The sequence below is a fragment of the Sorangium sp. So ce185 genome (assembly GCF_051526825.1).
Lineage (GTDB): Bacteria > Myxococcota_A > Polyangia > Polyangiales > Polyangiaceae > Sorangium > Sorangium cellulosum_D.
The window spans coordinates 5,460,918-5,479,256 of sequence record NZ_CP150316.1; the positions used below are offsets into that span (position 1 = coordinate 5,460,918).

The following is an 18,339-nucleotide window of genomic DNA, read 5'->3' on the forward strand; positions in this document are numbered from 1 at the left end:
GGCGCGCAGCGGGCGCGGGGCGATCGACCCGGAGATCCCGGCGACCGGGCCGCCTCTTCCCGCAAAAATGCCCGCGATCCGCGGCCGTGCAGCGTTTGCCTACATGTAGGGAATTTGGAACCAGGTCGCCGGATGGGGTACGCTGCAAGTTTCGCCGCAAAAAAGTTGTTCGTTCGGCGCGCCATGACGTACCCAGTCGAGCGCGTCCCCGGCCTCAAGGGAATCGGGTGGGCGCCGAGCTCCGAACACGTCGACGGCGCCTCCTCAGCGCCGGAGAGACGGGCATCCGGGCGGGCTCGGCCGTCGGACAGCCACGTCTTTCGAACCATCTAAGGAGGTTTCTGGTGTCAAAGGTAGTCGTCGTCACCTCGGGCAAGGGCGGAGTCGGCAAGACCACCACGACCGCAAACCTCGCGTCCGGTATCGCGGCTCTCGGTTACAAGACGATTGCCATCGATTTCGATGTGGGTTTGCGCAACCTCGACCTCGTGATGGGGTGCGAGCGCCGCGTGGTCTACGATCTGGTCAACGCGATCCGCGGCGAGGCGACGGTCCGCCAGGCGGTGATCAAGGACAAGCGGATCGAGACCCTCTATGTGCTGCCCGCGTCGCAGACGCGGGACAAGGACGCGCTCACGATGGACGGGGTCGGACGCATCCTGGACGAGCTGCGCGCCGCGGGCTTCGATTACATCTTCTGCGACTCGCCGGCCGGCATCGAGTGGGGCGCCCAGATGGCGATGTATTTCGCGGACGAGGCGATCGTGGTGACGAACCCCGAGGTCTCCTCGGTGCGCGACTCGGACCGCGTGCTCGGCCTGCTCGACGCGAAGACGCGGAGGGCGGAGCTCGGCGAGGAGCCGGTGAAGACGCACCTCCTGCTCACGCGGTACGCGCCGGCGCGCGTCGCGAAGGGCGAGATGCTGGGGCACAAGGACGTGCTGGAGCTGCTCGGCATCCCGCTGCTCGGCGTGATCCCGGAGTCGCAGGCGGTGCTCCAGGCGTCGAACGCCGGGACGCCCGTGGTGCTCGATCCGACGAGCGACGCGGCGCAGGCCTACCTCGACGTGGTCCAGCGCTTCCTCGGCGAGGAGCGGCCGCACCGCTTCCTCGAGCCGGCCAAGAAGGGGTTCTTCAGCCGGATTTTCGGCGGCCAGGCGGCGACCGCCTAGGGGGTTGTGCCATGTCGATCATGGATTATTTCCGGAGGTCGCAGCCGAAGTCGGCGACCGTGGCGAAGGAGCGTCTGCAGATCATCGTGGCGCGCGAGCGCGTGCGCCCGACGGGCGAGCCGGATTATCTGCCGCGGCTCAAGCAGGAGCTGCTCCAGGTGATCTCGAAGTACGAGCGGATCGATCTGGACCAGGTGAGCGTCAACGTGGAGCGGAGCGGCGATTGCGACGTGCTCGAGCTGAACGTGGTGCTCTCCGAGTCGGAGCGCGCCGCAGTGCGCGCCGCCGCGTCCCGCGCGGGCACCCCGGCCGCGCGGAGCTTCTGACGGGGCGCGCGCGGGCGCGCCTCGACCCGGTTCCAGCGCTCCACCTGGTCCAGGAGCTGGACCGCCCTGGTCCACCGCGCGGGTGGTGGCCGAATTTGAACATGAAGGCGGGAAGAAAAGATCAATGATCTTCCCGCCTTCATGGGAATCGCTCCGGGGCAAATGGGCCACCACCACCGCGCGGGCGCGTGGCGCCGCGCCACCCGGATCGTTAGGTAGTCTAACGATCGGATTTTCCGCTTCGACGAGGGCCCTCCGCCATCGCGATCTCCCGCGCCCGCTCGGACGCCGCCCGGATCAGCGGCCCGAGGAGCTCCGCCGGCGATCGCTCCTCGGTCCACCCGGGCGGCGCGCCGAGCTGGGTCAGCAGCGCCCCGCGCGACCGCGGCGGCGCCAGCGCCACGTCGAGCGCCGGCGGCGGCTCGCGCCAGGCGTCGAAGTCGCTCGCCTCCATCGGGCCGAGCGTCACCGTCGCCACGGGCGGCTCGTCGGCGGCGCAGGGCGCGCGCTTTCGGCCCGCGCCCCCGCGCGCCCTCCGCCCCCTCGCGCCGCCCGGCGCGGCGCCCCGGGCGGCGCGGAGCGCCTCGATCACCTGCGCGCGCGTGCGCCCGCGGAGCTCGAACAGCAGGAACGGGTCCTTGTCGAGGGCCTCCCCGAGCACGTAGTGCGCCGCGGCGACGTGCTTGCACGGGTTCGCCCAATCGGGGCACGAGCAGGCCGTGGTGAGGTCCTCCGGCCGCTCCGGGAACAGGCTCGCCCCGGCGCTCCGGAACGCCTCGTCGATCTCCTCCGGCATCCGGCCGGCGAGGAGGTCCGCCGCGAACTTCGCCCGCGCCGCCATGGCCGCGATCGCCTTCGCCCACGTGGCGTCGTCGAGCCGCGCGATCGTGAGGATCACCTTGTATGGCTGCGGCCGCGAGCCGGTCACGCGCGCCGTGACCAGTCCCGGCTTCACCTCGAGGTCGTGCGTCCGCCCGGCGCGCGCGTACGTGCGCCCGCGCCCGAGGCGGGCCGCGTCGTCCGGCGACATCCGCTCGAGCGCCTCCACCCAGCGCTTGCCCCACCAGGTCGCGCCGGCCCGCTTCATCCGGATGCCCCGCGCCGGCGGCGGCGGCTTCGGCCCGGCCTCGCGGCGGATCAGCGCCCAGCGCGGCGCGCTCATGTCCGCGCCTCGCCCCGGCCGCGCGCCCCAGCTCGCGCGGAGCCCCGCTGCCGGCCCTGTGCGGGCCGCTCCCCCGGCTCGCCCCCCTCCGGCCGCTCGCCGTCCGGCTCCGGCTCGTCGCGGTCGTCCAGCTCGCCCGCGAGCGCCACCGCGTCCCGCGACAGCGCGAACAGCTCGCGCAGCGACGCGTCGTCGAGCTCGGTGATCCACGCCTCGCCCTCGCCCACGACCCGCGCCGCCAGGTCGCGCTTCTGCTCCAGCATCCGGTCGACCTTCTCCTCCACGGTGCCCGCGCAGACGAGCTTGTGCACCTGCACCGCGCTCCGCTGCCCGATCCGGTGCGCGCGGCCCGACGCCTGGTCCTCGACCGCGGGGTTCCACCAGCGATCGAAGTGGAACACGTGGCTCGCCGCCGTCAGGTTGAGCCCCGCCCCGCCGGCCTTGACCGAGAGGACGAACACGCGCGGCCCCCGCGGATCGTCCTGGAACCGCCGCACCATCTCGTCGCGCGCGAGCCGCGGCGTGCCGCCGTGCAGGAAGAGGACCTCGGTGTCGAGCGACGTCGCGAGGTGCCGGACCAGCCGATCGCCCATCTCGCGGAACTGCGTGAACACGAGCGCGCGATCGCCTTCCGCGAGCGCCTCCTCGAGCATCTCCGTGAGGCGCGCGAGCTTGCCCGACCGGCCCGCGAGCGGCCCCGCCTCCCCGAGGTACTGCGCCGGGTGGTTGCAGATCTGCTTGAGCATCGTCAGGAGCGCGAGCACGAGCCCGCGCCGGGCGATGCCCTCCGCCTCCTCGATGCGGCGCATCGCCTCGTCGAGCGCCGCCTGGTAGAGGGTCACCTGCTCGCGCGTGAGCGCGCAGAAGACCGGCGCCTCGATCTTCGGCGGGAGGTCCGGAACCACGGTCGGATCCGTCTTGACGCGACGCAGCAAGAACGGCCCGACGATGCGCCGGAGCCGCTCGGCGGCCTCGCGGTTGCCGTAGCGCTCGATGGGCACCGCGTAGGCGCGCCGGAACGCCTCGAGCGGGCCGAGCAGGCCGGGGTTCGCGAACTCGAGGATCGACCAGAGCTCGGCGAGGCGGTTCTCGACGGGCGTGCCGGTCAGCGCGACGCGGTGCGGGGCGCGGAGCGCGCGCGCGGCGCGGGCCGTGCGCGAGGCGGCGTTCTTGATGTTCTGCGCCTCGTCCAGCACGACCGCCGCCCAGTCCACGCCGGCGAGCGCCGCGGCGTCGCGGCGGAGGAGGCCGTACGTGGTCACGACGAGCGCGCCGCCCGGGCTGCCGTCGCCCCGCGCGCTCGCCGCCCGCGCCGCGAGCTCCTCGGCGGAGCGGGCCCGCCCCTCGCCGTAGTGCCGCACGAGGGGCAGGGCAGGGGCGAAGCGCGCCGCCTCCCGCTCCCAGTTGCCGACCACCGACGTCGGCGCGACGAGCAGCGCCGGCCGCGCGTCCTCCGGCGCCGCCGCGCGCCGGCCCGAGAGGAACGCGAGCAGCTGGACCGTCTTGCCGAGGCCCATGTCGTCGGCCAGGCAGGCGCCCAGGCCGAGGCTCGCCATCGTCTGCAGCCACGCGACGCCGCGCGCCTGGTACGGGCGCAGCGCCCCGGCGAACCCCGCGGGCGGCGCGGCGGCGCGCTCCGCGCCCGACCGCAGCCGCGCGATCGCCTGCGCGAGCGCCCCCTCGGCGACGACGGGGACCGAGAGGCCGTCGACTTCGGCCTCGCCCGCGAGCGCGACCTCCAGCGCCTCGCGCGCCGGCAGGCGCCCGCCGCCGGCCTCGAGGCGCCGCTGGATCTCGGCGAGCTCCTCGGGCACCACGACGACCCAGGCCCCGCGGTGGCGGACGAGCGGCGACTTCTGCCGCGCGAGCGCGGCGAGCTCGCGCGCCGAGAGCGGCTCGTCGCCGAGCGCCGCCTCCCACGCGAAGTCGAGCGCCTCGTCGAGGCCGAGCCCGGCGCCGCCCGCGACCACGCCGGCCGTGCGGCCCGCCCCGCCGACGCGCAGGCGGAGGCGCAGGCGGCGCTGCCCCGAGACGAGGAGCTCGCCCGGCACGATCACGCCGAACCCGGCCTCGCCGAGCGCCGGGGCGGCCTGCGCGAGGAAGGCCCACGCCTCCGCGGGCTCGAGCGCCACCTGCTCCGGCCGCGCCTCGCCGAGGGCGCGCGCGATCGGCGCGAACAGCCGCGCGGCGGCGCCGAGGGCGGCGAGGAGCGCCTCCTGCGGATCGGAGAACGCGCGCCCGAGCGCCTTCAGCGTGCGCCCCCGGGCCTTCCACACGTCGGCGGCGGGCACGAGCAGGCTCGGATCGTCGGTCGCCTGCAGCAGGAAGCGGAGCGCGAAGCCGCGGTCGCCCTCGGGCAGCTCCAGCCGGAAGCACGCGCGCAGCGCGTCGCAGGCCCCGAGCGCGGGCCGGGCCCAGGCGTCGAGGTCGGCGACGAGCGCGCGCTCGGCGAGCCCCTCGGTGGCGAAGGCGGCCTGCGGGCCCGTCAGGGCGAGGACCAGCCGGTGCTCCCAGGGCGCGTGCGCCGGCCGCGGCGGCGCCTTGGGGCGGTTCGTCGCGCTGCCGCGCGCGAGCGCGTCCGCCACGGCGTCGAGGAACGCGCGCAGCAGGGCCTCCGCGGACCACACCTCCGGGGCGGCGCCCGCGCGGGGGCGCCCGCGGCCTCCGCGGCCATCGGGAGCGCCGGCGGCCTGCGCGCCGGCCGGCACCGCGTGCGCGGCGGGCGGCATGGCGCGGGCGAGCGCCGCGACGCGCGCGGCGTCCTCCGGGGCGGCGAGCGACGCCGCCCAGCGGGCCTCGGCGCGCTCCCCGGCGGCGCTGGCGGGCGCGACGCGGGGCACGACCCGCTCGCGCACCACGAGGTCGAGCGCGAGCTTGCTCGCCAGGCTCCACGCCGCGACCGACGGCGGCGCTCGCCCGAGATCGTCCTGGGCCATGCTGGCGAGGGCGGACACGCCGTCGAGGAGCGGCGCGGCCTCTCCGGTCTTCCTCACGGCGCGCCCCGCCTCGGTGACCACCACCGCCTCGGCCGGGGTCGTCTCGCCGAGCGACCGGGCCGCTAGACCCTCAGGGGCCGAGTCGTCCCAGAGGAAGAAGCGGAGATCGTCGGGCAGGAAGACGAGCGGCATCGACGCGCAGATTCATGGCACACCCGAGCAGGACGAAAAGGGCCTTTGCGCGTCGTGAGGTGGAAAAAGTGGTTGGATAGGCGGGAGCGCCCCGATCCATCACGGGGTATGGCCCATTCCGAATCGAGTCTGCGAATTGCCAGGATTTGTTTGGAACCTCCGATTCGCACGATCGGAGAACATGTCGTGGAAAAAGATCGTGGCTCGATGGAATGATCGTCGCGGCGCGTTGAGGTGGGCGCACGACGAGCTCGAGCGGCGGGTCGGCGAGGCGCGCGCGCGTCGTGTGGACCGCGGCGCGCCTCGTTGTCGGTCAGAGCTGGCCGGCGTGCTCGGAGAGATAGGCGGCCACACCGGTGGTCGAGGCCGTCATGCCGCGCTCGCCTTTCCGCCATCCGGCCGGGCAGACCTCGCCGTGCTGCTCGTGGAACTGGAGCGCATCGACCAGCCGGATCAGCTCGTCCATGTTGCGCCCGAGCGGCAGATCATTGACGATCGCGGAGCGCACGACGCCGTCCCGGTCGACGAGGAACGCCGCGCGAAGGGCCACGCCGTCCTGGTTCTCGACGCCGTAGGCGCGGCAGATCTCGTGCTTCACGTCGGCCGCCAGGGTGAAGCGGACCGGCCCGATGCCGCCCCGCTCCACCGGGGTCTCGCGCCAGGCGTGGTGCGTGAACGCAGAGTCTATCGAGATCCCGATGACCTCGACGTTGCGCTCGCGGAACGCCTCGATCCGGTGATCGAGCGCGATCAGCTCCGAGGGGCAGACGAAGGTGAAGTCGAGGGGATAGAAGACGAGGAGCCCATATTTCGACTCGACGGCCTTCGAGAAGCGGAACGCGTCGGAGATCGAGCCGTCCGGCAGGACGGCGGCGCAGGAGAAGTCAGGGGCTTTCTTGCCCACCAGCACGGTCATATCCATTCCTTTCACGGACAATCGGCGACAGACGACAGCATCGGAGCGCGGGCGGCCGGCGCGCTGTCCGCGCCGAGGCCCAGGGCGAGCTCGTCCACCGTCTCGCGCGAAAGCGCGACGGTCTCGAGCCCGCCCGCGTGGTGGACGCCCAGGTGGACATCCACGCGCCGCTCGCGCAGCGCGCGGACGGCGGCGTGGTCGAGGGGGAACCGCAGGTATTGCACGGGGCAACAGGGGTCGTCCACGGGGGAGAGCAGCTCGGCGGCGACCCTCCGCTCGCCGAGCATCAGCATCACCACGGCCTGCCCCGCGGCGAGGCCCGCGATCAGGGCCTGACCCGCGAGCGGGGGCCCGCCATGGATCATGAGCGTGGCGGTGAGCTCGCCGGCCCTCGGGACGAGGCGGTCGTTTTCCGCGATCTCCTCCCTGACGCGCTCGGGCCTCACGGGGCGCTCGAGCCAGAGGATCTCCTGGATGTGGTAGAGGACCGTCTCGCGCGACTCGAACAGGACCGAGACGTGGAGGCCAACGGTCACGCGGCGCCGGCGCTTCAGCTCGATGATGCGGCCGCGGTACCTCGCGCGCACGAGGTCGTAGGCGTCGGTGGAGAGGAGATCTTCGCGGGCGATGGCAGGGGTCATCGAATCCTCGTCCCGGCTGAGCGCGAGCCCACGAGCCCACGAGCAGGAGCGGAGGCGCGATCGGCGGCGGAGAGCGCGTCCCGACGAGCCGCGCTCGACGGTGCGTCCGAGATAGCACGGGTCCTCCGAAACGCAAATGAAATTCACTTTCATTTTCAGATCGGCCGTGGCGTCCTGGCGGCTCGATCCTCTCGATCGATGAACGCGACCGGCGCTAGAGGGGCCCCTCCACGGCGCAGAACCCGTTGACGCAGCGGTTGGTCGGATCGCAGCAGTCGGCGGCCGTCTCGCACCGCTCCTGAGGTTGCGAGCACTGTCCGTCCGGCGGGGCGTTCGAGCAGACGAGCTCGCCGTCGGCGCCGGGCTGGCAGTACCCGCCGCAGCATTGATCGCCCGTATCGCACGGCGCGCCCTCGGATCGGCACGGATCGAGCACCCAGAACCCGCGCGCGTTGCCCGCGAGCAGCTCCTGCGCGGGCAGGTAGAACGCGGGGTGGCTCGGGTCGGTGCCGGGCGTCGCGCCGAGGTCGATGGCGGCGACCCAGAGCTTCTTGGTCGTGATGTTCGTGACCAGGTCCACCCCCCGGGGATCACTGCAGAACGGCGGGATCGTCGCCGCGTTCCCGTACAGGCGGCGGCTGGTGAACACGACCCAGGCGTAGCCGCCCGACGCGACGGGGTTGACCGTCGGCTCGTAGTTCATGTTGACGTCGTCCTTGTGGCGGCTGTCGATGTCGCCCACCGAAGTCTCGTCTGCGGTGCAGGTCATCACGATCGGCGCGCTCAGGCTCGGCAGGTAGACCGAGCCCGGGCCGTCCCGTCCGTTCAGCAGATCGAGGGGGACGGCCGTGCCGGATCCATCGATGCTCGCCCAGGCGAGATGGGCCTTGGCGCCCCGGCGCGTCCTCAGATCGCCGAAGCCGTCGCCCTCGTTGCCCGGGTCGGTCTGGTGGTGGAACACGACCGATTTGCTGTCGGGGAGGAACGCCGGCCACCCCGGGCGCGTGCCCGCGGGCTCGCCGGTGTCGTCGACGATGACCTCGGGATCGGTGAAGTCGCCCGTCGTCGCGTCGAACTTCATCACGAAGAGCTTCCTGCGGGGGTTCGCGCCAGGGCCGGACATCGCGTTGAACACGACGTGTGTGCCGTCCGGCGAGAACGCCGGCGTCCCGAGCTCGTAGGCCACCTCGTCGAGCCCGGAGGTCGGGCGGCGCGTGGAGCTCGGCAGCGAGAGGAGCTCGCCCGCCTGGGTGAGCGCGATCGACCCGTCCGGAGAGATCGCAGCGAAGGGCGCGGCAGTCGAGAGGGCGTGCTCGGTGGCGCCCGCGGGGGTCAGATCGTAGGCCGCGCTCAGGCCGTAGGAGTCGAGCCCGTTCTGGACCAAGAGCCGTGATCCGTTGGCCGAGACGGAGTGACAGACCCGGCACTGGCTGTTGCCGCCGTTCCCCCCGGCGACGAGCTGGGGCGCGGTGTCTCCCGCCCGGATCGACAGCACGGCCCCGCCGAACCGGCCATTGCCGCCCACGGCCCCGTCGTAGTTCTCCGCCAGGCGGGTGCCGTACGAGTTGTAGTAGATGATCCCCGACAGCCGGGCCGGGGCGACGGTCCAGGTCTGGGAGATCGGCCCGTACGCCCGTCCCTCGCGCGCGACGGTGAGGCTCACGGTGAGCCGGTCCGGCGAGCCGTCGGGCGTCGGCCCTCCGGCGCTGTCGGTGGCCATGGTCCAGACGTCCTGGGGGATCGGGTGCCGGATGAACGGCCGGCCGGTGGTGGACAGGATCTCGGGCCGCCCGAACGTCCCTTTCCACGAGAACGAGCCGCTCGTGGTCCTGAGCTCGATCTGGATCGCGTCGGCGTCTCCGGGCGCCCACTGCCACATCAGGAGCGGCGCGAGCAGGCCTCGAGGCCACACCGTGCCGTCGTACGGGTAAAGGAACTTGAGCTGCTCCGCCCCGCCGTCGCTGGCGGGATGCTCCAAGGCGTCGAGGGTGGCCGTGCTCGTGACCGCCACGCCGAGGCCCTCGCCGCCGACCCCGCCGACGCCGCCGCCGCGCGTGAGCTGCGTCGGATCCGTGGCGATCTGCTGCGCCTGGGCCGGAACGGCCGCGTCCGCGCCGTTCTGCGCGGCGGTCAGCTGGATCAAGACGTTGCGCTCGACCGTCTCGCCGTTCAAGCCGGCCCGCACGGTGACGAGGCCGCCCATGGTCCCCCTGGGGGTGAACGTCGCCATGCTCGCGGGACCCGCGCTGATGGCCCCGAGCTCGCCGCGGTCGACCGACCATCCGACGTTGATGGGCGCGTCCATCCGCATCGCCATGTAGCTCACGGAAGGCGGTGTCTGCCCCGCCGCGACGGGGATCGTCTGGAGGTCGCTCGGCTCGACCGTGAACCCGAGCGGGACGCTGCCCCCGCCGCCTCCGACACCCGGGCCCGTGGGGTTGAAGTCGTCGCCCGAGCTGGAGCTGTCGCCTCCACCCGTCGTGGTGCCCCCGCCGCCGCCAGACGCTGCGGACGTCTCGGTGCCTGGGCCTTGCGCCGAGCACGCAGCGAGGGCAACCCCGAGGCTGAGCGCTACCACCAGCGTGCTCCACGATTGAAGACGACTTCCCATGTAGAAATGGATCTTACATGAACGTGACAACGGGGTTCAATCCGGATTCCGGTGCGACACCCGTGTTCCACGGATGAAACGTGCTCGCAATGTTGACGTCGCGCCGAGGATTGCCCGCCGCGCCGGCCACGGAGGCCCTCGCCCTCGCCCTCGCGCGTCGCGCTCGTTCGGCCTGGCCGGCCGGGTGACGCGGCGCCTCCCGATACCCCCTCGTGGACGGGATGGGGGTGGTATGCTCGCCCGCGTCGAGCGCGCGGCGGGGTGCCGCGCCGGGAGGTCGATTCATGTCATCTGTGCGGGGCTTCACCCTCGATCCGGCCCGGATCGAGCACGTTGGGCAGGGGCTGGTCCGGCCGGAGTGCGTCATCGCCGAGGCGGACGGCACGCTCTGGACCTCGGACGCCCGCGGCATCGCGACGCGCATCGATCCCGACGGCAGGCAGGCGACCCTCGGCCCGGACGTGGGCGAGCCGAACGGCATGGCGATGGACCGGCAGGGCAACCTCATCGTCGCCGCCCTGTCCGGCGGCAAGGTCTACAAGCTCCACCGCGACGGCCGGTCCGAGGTCCTCCTCGACTCCATCGACGGCCAGCCGCTCGGCGCCGTGAACTTCTGCTTCGTCGACTCGCGCGACCGCCTCTGGATCTCCGTCTTGACACGGCAGCTCCCGTGGTGGCTCGCCGTCGCGGGCAACATCCGCGACGGGTACATCGTGCTCGTCGACGAGAAGGGCCCGCGCATCGTGGCCGACAACCTCAGCATGACGAACGAGGTGCGCCTCGACGCCGACGAGAAGTTCCTTTACGCCGTCGAGACCATCCCCGGCCGTCTGCTCCGCTTCCCGGTGCGGGACGACGGCAGCCTCGGCGATCCCGAGCAGTTCGGCCCCGACAACCTCGGCATCGGCGGGTACATGGACGGCTTCGCCTTCGACGCCGAGGGCAACATCTGGGTGGCGGCGGTCTGCCGCAACGGCCTCTCGGTGATCTTCCCCGACGGCAGCCACCAGACCGTCTTCGAGGACCCGCGCCCAGAGGTCCTCGAGGCGATGACCCTCAAGCAGAAGAGCGGCACCATCGAGCCGATGGATCTCGGCGCCTGCGCCGGGGACACCGTGCAGCTGCCCACGAGCATCACGTTCGGCGGGCCCGATCTCCGCACGTGCTACATGGGGTCGCTGGCCATGCCGCGGCTCCTCACGTTCCGCGCGCCCGTCGCGGGGCTGCCGCTCGCGCACCTGCGGTGATCGAAAAGGCGGGCTCAGGGCGGCCCCGGAGCGCGGCCTAGGCCTGCCGCTCCGGGACGTCGCTGCCCTTCTTGTCGGGTACGAGATAGATGCCCGGCAGGCTTATCAGGGTCATGGCGAATTTTGTCGCGAGGTTGATGGCGAAGATCTGCCAGATCACGTCGAACGGCAGCACGAAGGCGAAGGCGCCGAAGCAAAACACCAGGTTGTCGACCGGAACGCTGACGGAGTTGCTCGCGAGGACCGCGAGCCACTGGCGCCTGGGTCCGGACCTTCTCAGGTAGGCCTCGCGCACCCGATGGAAGATCTCGGTGTCCAGCAGCTCGCTCACGACCTCCGCAACGATGCTCGCGAGCACGATTCGCCACACCGGGCTCAGGATGGCCGAGTACTGCTCGCCGAGACCCCAGGACGGGTCGGACGGCGCTCGTGCGGCCCAGAGGAGATAGAGGGCCATCAGGAGATTGGCCCCGCCGGCGCAAAAAATCAGCGTCTGGGCGCCGCGCTTGCCGATGGTCTTGTGGACCATATCCCGCAAGGTGAAGGTAAGGGGATAGATGAAGGTCCCCATATCGACGGCCAGCGAGAAGACGACGCCGATCTTGAGGCTCGCGATCTGGCTGATGAGCTGTGCCGCGATATAGAACGAGATGACGATGATGGCCGCCGGTCCGACGGCGCTCGCCAGATCTCGGCTCGCCCTCATGGACGGCGATCCGGGCATGAGGCTCGCCTCGTGAAACGAGAGCTCCTCGGAAGCAGCGCGCGCCTCGGCAGGGTCGACCGATCGGAGAGGGGAAGGTTTCGGCACGGGTCAGACCCATTCTCCGCCTTCTCCCCATAGATTTCCAGGTTCAATTCGACGATGACATTGCCAAGGAGCCACCCCATGCCTCGACTCCACCTCGTCACCACCGGCGGCACCATCGCCAGCCGCGTCGATCCGCAGACGGGCGCCGCCGTGCCCGCTGTCCGCGCGGAGGAGCTCGTCGCCGGCGTGCCGGCGCTCGGGCGCGTCGCCGAGATCGCGGTCACCGAGCTCTGCCTCGAGAGCAGCTGGAACCTCGGCCCGGACAGGATCGCGGAGGTCGCGCGCGCCGCGCGCGCTCTGCAGGCCGATCCCGAGGTGGCCGGCGTCGTCGTCACCCACGGCACCGACACGCTGGAGGAGACCGCGTTCGGGCTGGATCTGCTGCTCGACGGCGACACCCCGGTGGTGCTCACCGGCGCGATGCGCGACGCGAGCACGGCGGGCGCCGACGGCCCGCGCAACCTGGTCTCGGCGGCGCGGGTCGCGGTCGCGCCGGCGGCGCGGGGGCTCGGGGTGCTCGTCGCGATGAACGACGAGATCCACGCCGCCCGGTGGGTGATGAAGACCCATACGACCGCGCTCGGCACCTTCGCCTCGCCGGGCGCGGGGCCGCTCGGCGCGGTCGACGGCGAGGGCGTCCGCGTCTTCGCGCGCCCGGCGAGGACGCCGCAGCTCCCGCTCGCCTCGCCCGAGCCGCGGGTCTACCTCGTCAAGATGGCGTCGGGGATGGACGACCTCCTCCTGCGCGCGCTCCTCGACGCCCGGGCGCGCGGGGTCGTGATCGAGGGCTCGGGCGCCGGGAACGTCTGCGGGAGCTGGGAAGGGGCGATCGCGGCGCTGGTGCAGGCCGGCATCCCGGTGGTGCTGACCTCGCGCTGCCCCGGCGGCCGGGTCACGCCGACGTACGGCGCGCCCGGCGGCGGGCGGCGGCTGCAGGGCCTCGGGGTGATTGCCGCGGGCGCGCTCTCGGGGCCCAAGGCGCGGCTGGCGCTGATGTTCGCGCTGGGGGCGGGCCTCGACGCGGCGGGGCTACGCGCTTATTTCGATCGCTTTGCCGGGTGAGCCCTCGTTCCGCGCGCCCGGCTGCGGGCCGCGCCGCTCGTCGCCCTTCGCCTGCGCCCTCTGCTTGAGCTTCTCCTCGACCCGCGTGCCCTTGAAGAAGCTCGCGTTGGCCTCGGTGTAGAGCTTGTACGGGTTCTCGAAGACGTACGCCTTGAAGTCCTCGGCGCTGATGACGCCCTCTTCCACGAGGTTCCAGCTCTCGGCGAGCGCCTCGGTGAGGTCGGGGACGTCCCAGTGCCCGACGTCCGAGGAGTAGATGGCGTTGATCTTCGCGCCGAGCGGGTTCGCCTTGTCGTTGAACGCGGCCGCGATGGTGCGGTCGTCCGACTCGGACCCGAAGAAGAAGTTGTTCACCCAGCGATCGCGGATGTCCTCGATCTTCTCGATGCCCGCGGCCGCGAAGTCGTTGCGGTGCTCCGGCGCGGGCTGGCGCGCGTCGCTCGTGTACCCGACCCCGAGCGTGTCGGCGATCAGCTGCTCGCCCTCGATGGAGCGCCCCTTCACGAGATCCGCGCCGTAGCGCCGGAACAGCTCGGTGAGGAGCGCGCGGTCGGTCGCCGCCGGGTCGTAGTGCTTGAGGCCCTCGGGCCCGCGCTTCTGGAAGCGATCGACGAGGTGGATGTAGACCCGCGCGCCCCAGTCCGCCCCGCCCTCGAGCATGCCGATGCGCAGCCCCGGGAAGCGGCGGGTGACGCCGCCGAAGAACAGCGCCTTGGCGAACGCCTCCGAGCCGTCGGCGAAGTGGCCGATGTGGTTGTTCATGTAGTTGCTGATCGACGAGCGCCCGGTCCAGCCCTGGCTGCCATAGTGGGTGAGCACGGGCACGCCGAGCTCGACCACCTTCGCCCAGAAAGGATCGTAGTCGTACTCGCTGTCGATGCCGTAGAAGTCGATGTAGGTCGCGTACTTCGCGATCTCCGGGTGCTGGTCCGGCGGGTACTTCTCCGCGATCGCCTTGATCGGGCGGCGGACGCCGCCGGAGATGTTGATCGCCTTGAGGCCGAGCTTCTTGACGGCGAACTCCAGCTCTTCGATGCCCTCCTCGGGCGTGTTCAGCGGGATGCCGGCCACCGGGGTGAGACGGTCGCTGTACTTGCGAAATAGATCCGCGTGGTAGTGGTTGATCGCGCGCGTCAGCGCCTGCCGCGCGGCCCGGTCCTTCACGGCGAGCGGCGCGAGGGTGTTGTTCGGGAACAGCACCGAGTAGTCGGAGCCCTGCTCCTCCAGCCGCTCGGCGAGCAGCGACGGGAGGTGGTACGTGGCCACGTCCAGCGTGTTGCGCGTCACCCGCGCCCACCACGGGGACCGGACCGTGCGGTGATGCTGCCGCTCCTCGGGCGTCTGGGCGTACCAGTCCTTGCCGCTGCTGTTCTCGGCGTTCCGCCGGCGTGAGCTCAGCGCCTTGCGCAGATCGTCCACGAGCTTGGCGCCGCCGTACGTGGCGACGAAATCCTCGAGCGCCGGAGAGTAATCGTTGGTGTGGATGTCCGTGTCGATGACGGGGTAATCGAGCTTTTCCTTGACCGCCACGGAGGGCGAGGCCTTGAGACGAGCAATACGGTCGGTCATGAAGACTCCCGAGAAGGAAAGGGGCGCGCCGAGGTCGCCGGTGAAAGGTCGATGGCCGTGTTGGCGCGCCGCTCGCTGCAACGCGCGTGCCCCGAGGCCGGCGCCGCGCATCGCCCTTGTCCGACCGAGATTTTCGGCGCCCCTCCGGCGCGCTCGCCCCGCGCGCTGCTCGGATCCAAGCAGCGGTTCAGCGCGTCTGCTTCCTCAGCAGCAGTCCTTCGTCAGCCGCGGTCACCCGCGCCCGGGCTCCGGCGGCGATCCCCTCCGTCCCGCGCGCTACGCTCGGCCGAACAGCGCGAGGCACTCCGCGTCGCGGACGCCGCCCAGGAGGTCGACGGGAGCGCCGGAATGCTCGTTCATCCACCGGGCCGGGACGGCGAGCTCGCGCTGCGCGCCGCCGGTCGCCGCCGTGACCTCCGCCATCGTGCAGCCGAAGACGACGCGGCTGATCCGGGCGAGCCAGGCCGCGGTGAAGCACATCGGACACGGCTCCACCGTCGTGTAGAGGGTGTATCCTTGCAAGTCGGGCCCGACGGCCGCGCAGGCGCGGCGGACGGCGCCCACCTCGGCGTGGTACGTGAAGTCGCGCTGGCCGTTCACCTCGTCGGTCGCCTCGGCCACGATCGTGCCGTCCGGGGCGACCACCAGCGCGCCGAACGGCGGCTCGCCGGCGCGCTGCGCGCCGCGCGCGAGCTCCAGCGCTCGCCCCATGAGCTCGTCGTCGCGGGTCATCGGACGAACCTCGGGTCGAGCAGCGCCTCGGGCGCCGGCGCCTTCTTGACGAGCTTCGACTGGACGGTGAAGTCGACAACCGACTTCACCGAGGCATAGGCGGGGCCGGCCTTGTCCGCCGCGCCGAAGAGCTGCTTGTTGTCGGCCAGGTCGTAGATCTTGTCGCCGCTCAGCATGCCCTTCACGTCCTCGGGCGACGCGTTCAAGTACTTGCCGATGATGGGATGGGCCTTGTCCGGCTCGCTGCGCAGCGTCTTGACCCCCTGATCGATGGCGCCGAGCAGGCGCGTGTAGGCGTCGCCCCCGGCGGCGAGCTTCGACCGCTGCACGGCCACCGAGTTCGTGATCGTGTCGGGCATGCTGGCGCTCGAGAAGATCACGTGGCCTCCGTTCTTGGTGGCCTTGGTGATCCACGGCTCCCAGGTGACCGCGGCGTCGACCTTCCCGGCGACGAACGCGGCGCCCGCGTCGTCGGCGCTCATGCTCGTGATCTTCACGTCGCCGGGGCCGACACCGCTCTTCTCGAGGCCGAAGAGGAACAGCATGTGGTTGACCTCGCCGAGCGTGAGGGCGACCGTCTTGCCCTTGAGATCGGCCATGGTCTTGATGCTCTCCTTCGCCACCACGGCGTCCGCGCCGTTCGAGCTGTCGACCAGGGCGATGGCCACGACGTCCGACTCGCTGTTGCCGTGCAAGACCGCCAGGTTCTGCAGGGTGGTGAGGCCGACGTCGAGCTGCCCCGCGGCCAGCGCCGCGAGCGTGTCCCCGGGGTTCGAGAACGGCTTGAGCTCCACGGTCAGCCCGGCCTTCTTGAACAGCTCGAGCTCGTTCGCGAGGAAGACGCCCGAGTAGCCGATCCACAGGTCGTGACCGACGGTGAGCTTCACGGGCGCCGCGGCCGGCGGCGCGGCGGCCCCGGCGCCCGCGCTAGGGCCCGCGGCGGCGCCCGGCGCGCTCGGCGCCGCGTCCTTGTTCGAGCAGCCTACGGACAGGACGAGGCAGGCGAGCGCCGCCCCGAGCTCTTGCAAGACGGTCCTTCGTTTCATGGTCCCCCTTCTCCCGAGTTCGATTGCGTGTTGGTGAGCCCGAACAGCAGGCGATCGCGCTGCGTCTCGAACCGATCGCGCCCGCGCAGCAGCGCCAGGATCTCGCGCTTCTGGTGCAGGAACGCCTCGTCGAGCTTGAGCGCCGACGAGCGCGCCGCCCGCGCGAAGGTCACGTCGAGGGTGGCGAGGACGCGCCCCGGCCGCTCCGAGAAGACGGCGACGCGATCGGACAGGAGCAGGGCCTCGTCCACGTCGTGCGTGACGAACAGCGTGGTGATGCGGTGGTGCTGGATGAGGTGGAGTACGAGCTCCTGCATCTGCTCGCGCGTCTGGGCGTCGAGCGCGCCGAACGGCTCGTCCATCAGCAGCACCTCGGGCTTGCCGACGAGCGCCCGCGCGAGGGCGGCGCGCTGCTGCATGCCGCCGCTCAGCTCCGCGGGGTAGCTGTCGCGGAAGTCCCAGAGCCCGACGAGGCGCAGCAGGCTCTCGACCCGCGCCGCCTCCCTGCCGCGGTCGCCACCGGCCGCGCGGCCGCGGTGGTGCGCGAGCGTCAGCGGGAAGCGGACGTTCTCGTGGACGCTGAGCCAGGGGAACAGCGTCTGCTGCTGGAACATGAGGCCGATCTCGGCGCCGGGGCCGAGGACGCGCTCGCCGTCGAGCTCGACGACGCCGGAGGTCGCCGGCTCGAGGCCGGCGACGATGTGCAAGAGCGTCGATTTGCCGCACCCGGAGGGGCCCACGAGGCTGATGAACTCGCCCTCACGGACGGCCATGTCGAGCGGCACGAGGGCGTCCGTCTCGCCGCGGCGGCCGGAGTACGTCTTGCTGACGCCGCGCAGCGACAGCTTCATGCCCCTGCGCCTCTCGTCCAGCGGAAGAGGCGGCGAGAGGCCGCGCGGAACACCCAGTCGAGCCCGAGGCCGAGGAACCCCAGCACCAGGAGGTAAGCGTAGATGCTCGGCGTCTGGATGAAGCGGTAGAAGCGCAGGATGCGAAAGCCGAGGCCCTCGGTCGCCGCCACGAGCTCCGCGACGACGACGTAGCTCCAGGCCCAGCCGTTGCACATGCGCAGCGCGCTCCAGATCCCCGGGAGGGCGGCCGGGGCGAGGACGCGCCAGACGATCTCGCGCCGGTTCGCGCCGAGGCTCTGGCTGACGTGGAGCAGGTGCGCCGGGACCCGCCGCACCTCGTCCGCGGTCATGAGCAGCAGCTGAAAGAAGGTCCCCAGGAACACGAGGAGGACCTTCGCGCCCTCGCCGATGCCCGCCGCGATCATGACGAGCGGGATGAGCGCCGGGACCGGGACGTAGCGGAGAAACTCGGCCGGCGGCTCGAGCAGCGCGGCGATCGACCGGAACGCGCCGGCGAGCACGCCGAGGGGGACGGCGAGGAGCGCGGCGGCGGCGAACCCGGCCGTGACGCGCAGGAAGCTGTGCTGGACGTCGACCCAGAACTCCCTGGCGGCGAGCGCGTCGGCCGTGGCGCGCCCGATGCTCGCGAGGGTGGGGACGACGGCGGCGCTCGCCCCGTCGCGATCCGGGAGCCAGGCGTAGAGCGCGATCATCGAGAGGAAGCTCGCCGCCGCGAGCGCGAGGCGAGCCCGGCCCGGGAGCGCGCGCCCGAGCGCGAGCCAGCGGGGGGGCGCCTGTCCGCACTGGCGCGACGGCGCGCGCAGCTTCGGGTCGACAAGCATCCTCGTGAAGGCCTCCGTGCCTCCCATCGTGACGTTCTTTCGAGGCAGAGCGAGCCCAGACGAGAGGCGATTCGGCCCCGAAGACGAGCTCTGGTCCGCGCCTGTTCTCCAGGCGATCAACCGACCTTCCAAACGACCTTCGTGAGGACGATCCTGAAGCGATGTCACCAGCCCGGCGGCAGACCGTCAAGTGAGATCTGGCGCTCGCGGCGCGCGCCCCGGG

Annotated in this window: 15 protein-coding genes; 4 read left to right on the top strand and 11 right to left on the bottom strand. The window is 72.0% G+C overall.

What is annotated here, in order from left to right; all coding sequences use genetic code 11:
* The first annotated feature begins 344 nt into the window (after positions 1-344).
* Both minD and minE read left to right on the top strand, forming a co-directional pair.
* Positions 345-1,172: a septum site-determining protein MinD gene (minD, locus tag WMF26_RS20020; RefSeq protein ID WP_020736015.1), complete on the top strand. Its 828-nt coding sequence runs from the start codon at positions 345-347 to the stop codon at positions 1,170-1,172.
* Positions 1,173-1,183: 11 nt separating this feature from the next.
* Positions 1,184-1,498, top strand: a complete 315-nt coding sequence (minE, locus tag WMF26_RS20025; RefSeq protein ID WP_061621502.1) for a cell division topological specificity factor MinE — start codon at positions 1,184-1,186, stop codon at positions 1,496-1,498.
* Between the two features lie 220 nt (positions 1,499-1,718).
* Here the strand turns inward: minE and WMF26_RS20030 are convergent, their stop codons facing one another.
* The 5 genes from WMF26_RS20030 to WMF26_RS20050 all read right to left on the bottom strand — a co-directional run bounded on the left by WMF26_RS20030 (position 1,719) and on the right by WMF26_RS20050 (position 9,923).
* Positions 1,719-2,660: an SWIM zinc finger family protein gene (locus WMF26_RS20030; RefSeq protein WP_438001632.1), complete on the bottom strand. Its 942-nt coding sequence runs from the start codon at positions 2,658-2,660 to the stop codon at positions 1,719-1,721.
* The gene (locus WMF26_RS20035; RefSeq protein WP_438001633.1) at positions 2,657-5,788 is read right to left on the bottom strand and encodes a DEAD/DEAH box helicase; all 3,132 of its coding nucleotides are present in this window, start codon (positions 5,786-5,788) and stop codon (positions 2,657-2,659) included. Before WMF26_RS20035 ends, WMF26_RS20030 begins: the two co-directional genes overlap by 4 nt.
* A gap of 313 nt (positions 5,789-6,101) precedes the next feature.
* Positions 6,102-6,704, bottom strand: a complete 603-nt coding sequence (locus tag WMF26_RS20040) for a peroxiredoxin (protein ID WP_438001634.1) — start codon at positions 6,702-6,704, stop codon at positions 6,102-6,104.
* A gap of 11 nt (positions 6,705-6,715) precedes the next feature.
* A complete protein-coding gene (locus tag WMF26_RS20045; RefSeq protein WP_438001635.1) occupies positions 6,716-7,345 on the bottom strand; it encodes a DUF3501 family protein in 630 nt (209 codons plus the stop codon).
* 214 nt (positions 7,346-7,559) lie between these two features.
* Positions 7,560-9,923 carry a hypothetical protein gene (locus tag WMF26_RS20050; RefSeq protein ID WP_438001636.1) on the bottom strand — a complete coding sequence of 788 codons (2,364 nt, stop codon included), beginning with the start codon at positions 9,921-9,923 and terminating at the stop codon, positions 7,560-7,562.
* A gap of 317 nt (positions 9,924-10,240) precedes the next feature.
* Here WMF26_RS20050 and WMF26_RS20055 point away from each other — a divergent pair, with 317 nt between their 5' ends.
* Positions 10,241-11,203, top strand: coding sequence for an SMP-30/gluconolactonase/LRE family protein (locus WMF26_RS20055; RefSeq protein ID WP_438001637.1), 963 nt, complete (start codon positions 10,241-10,243; stop codon positions 11,201-11,203).
* 37 nt (positions 11,204-11,240) lie between these two features.
* Here the strand turns inward: WMF26_RS20055 and WMF26_RS20060 are convergent, their stop codons facing one another.
* On the bottom strand, positions 11,241-11,927 hold the full coding sequence (locus tag WMF26_RS20060) for a queuosine precursor transporter (protein ID WP_438001638.1): 687 nt from the start codon (positions 11,925-11,927) through the stop codon (positions 11,241-11,243).
* Between the two features lie 165 nt (positions 11,928-12,092).
* On the opposite strand from WMF26_RS20060, the gene WMF26_RS20065 reads away from it, so the two are divergent.
* Positions 12,093-13,076, top strand: a complete 984-nt coding sequence (locus WMF26_RS20065) for an asparaginase (protein WP_438001639.1) — start codon at positions 12,093-12,095, stop codon at positions 13,074-13,076.
* On the opposite strand, the gene WMF26_RS20070 is transcribed toward WMF26_RS20065, so the two are convergent.
* The 5 genes from WMF26_RS20070 to WMF26_RS20090 all read right to left on the bottom strand — a co-directional run bounded on the left by WMF26_RS20070 (position 13,044) and on the right by WMF26_RS20090 (position 18,143).
* Positions 13,044-14,645, bottom strand: coding sequence for an amidohydrolase family protein (locus WMF26_RS20070; protein WP_438002428.1), 1,602 nt, complete (start codon positions 14,643-14,645; stop codon positions 13,044-13,046). The two genes, WMF26_RS20065 and WMF26_RS20070, sit on opposite strands and share 33 nt — an antisense overlap.
* A 276-nt stretch (positions 14,646-14,921) precedes the next feature.
* On the bottom strand, positions 14,922-15,377 hold the full coding sequence (locus tag WMF26_RS20075) for a nucleoside deaminase (RefSeq protein ID WP_061624564.1): 456 nt from the start codon (positions 15,375-15,377) through the stop codon (positions 14,922-14,924).
* Positions 15,374-16,423 (bottom strand): ABC transporter substrate-binding protein, encoded by a 1,050-nt coding sequence (locus WMF26_RS20080; protein ID WP_438001640.1) that lies wholly within the window; start codon positions 16,421-16,423, stop codon positions 15,374-15,376. The genes WMF26_RS20075 and WMF26_RS20080 overlap by 4 nt, the downstream gene beginning before the upstream one ends.
* Positions 16,420-17,274 (bottom strand): ABC transporter ATP-binding protein, encoded by an 855-nt coding sequence (locus WMF26_RS20085; protein ID WP_438001641.1) that lies wholly within the window; start codon positions 17,272-17,274, stop codon positions 16,420-16,422. The genes WMF26_RS20080 and WMF26_RS20085 overlap by 4 nt, the downstream gene beginning before the upstream one ends.
* Complete coding sequence (locus WMF26_RS20090; protein WP_437338682.1) at positions 17,271-18,143, bottom strand: ABC transporter permease; 873 nt, start codon at positions 18,141-18,143, stop codon at positions 17,271-17,273. The genes WMF26_RS20085 and WMF26_RS20090 overlap by 4 nt, the downstream gene beginning before the upstream one ends.
* Positions 18,144-18,339: the final 196 nt, after the last annotated feature.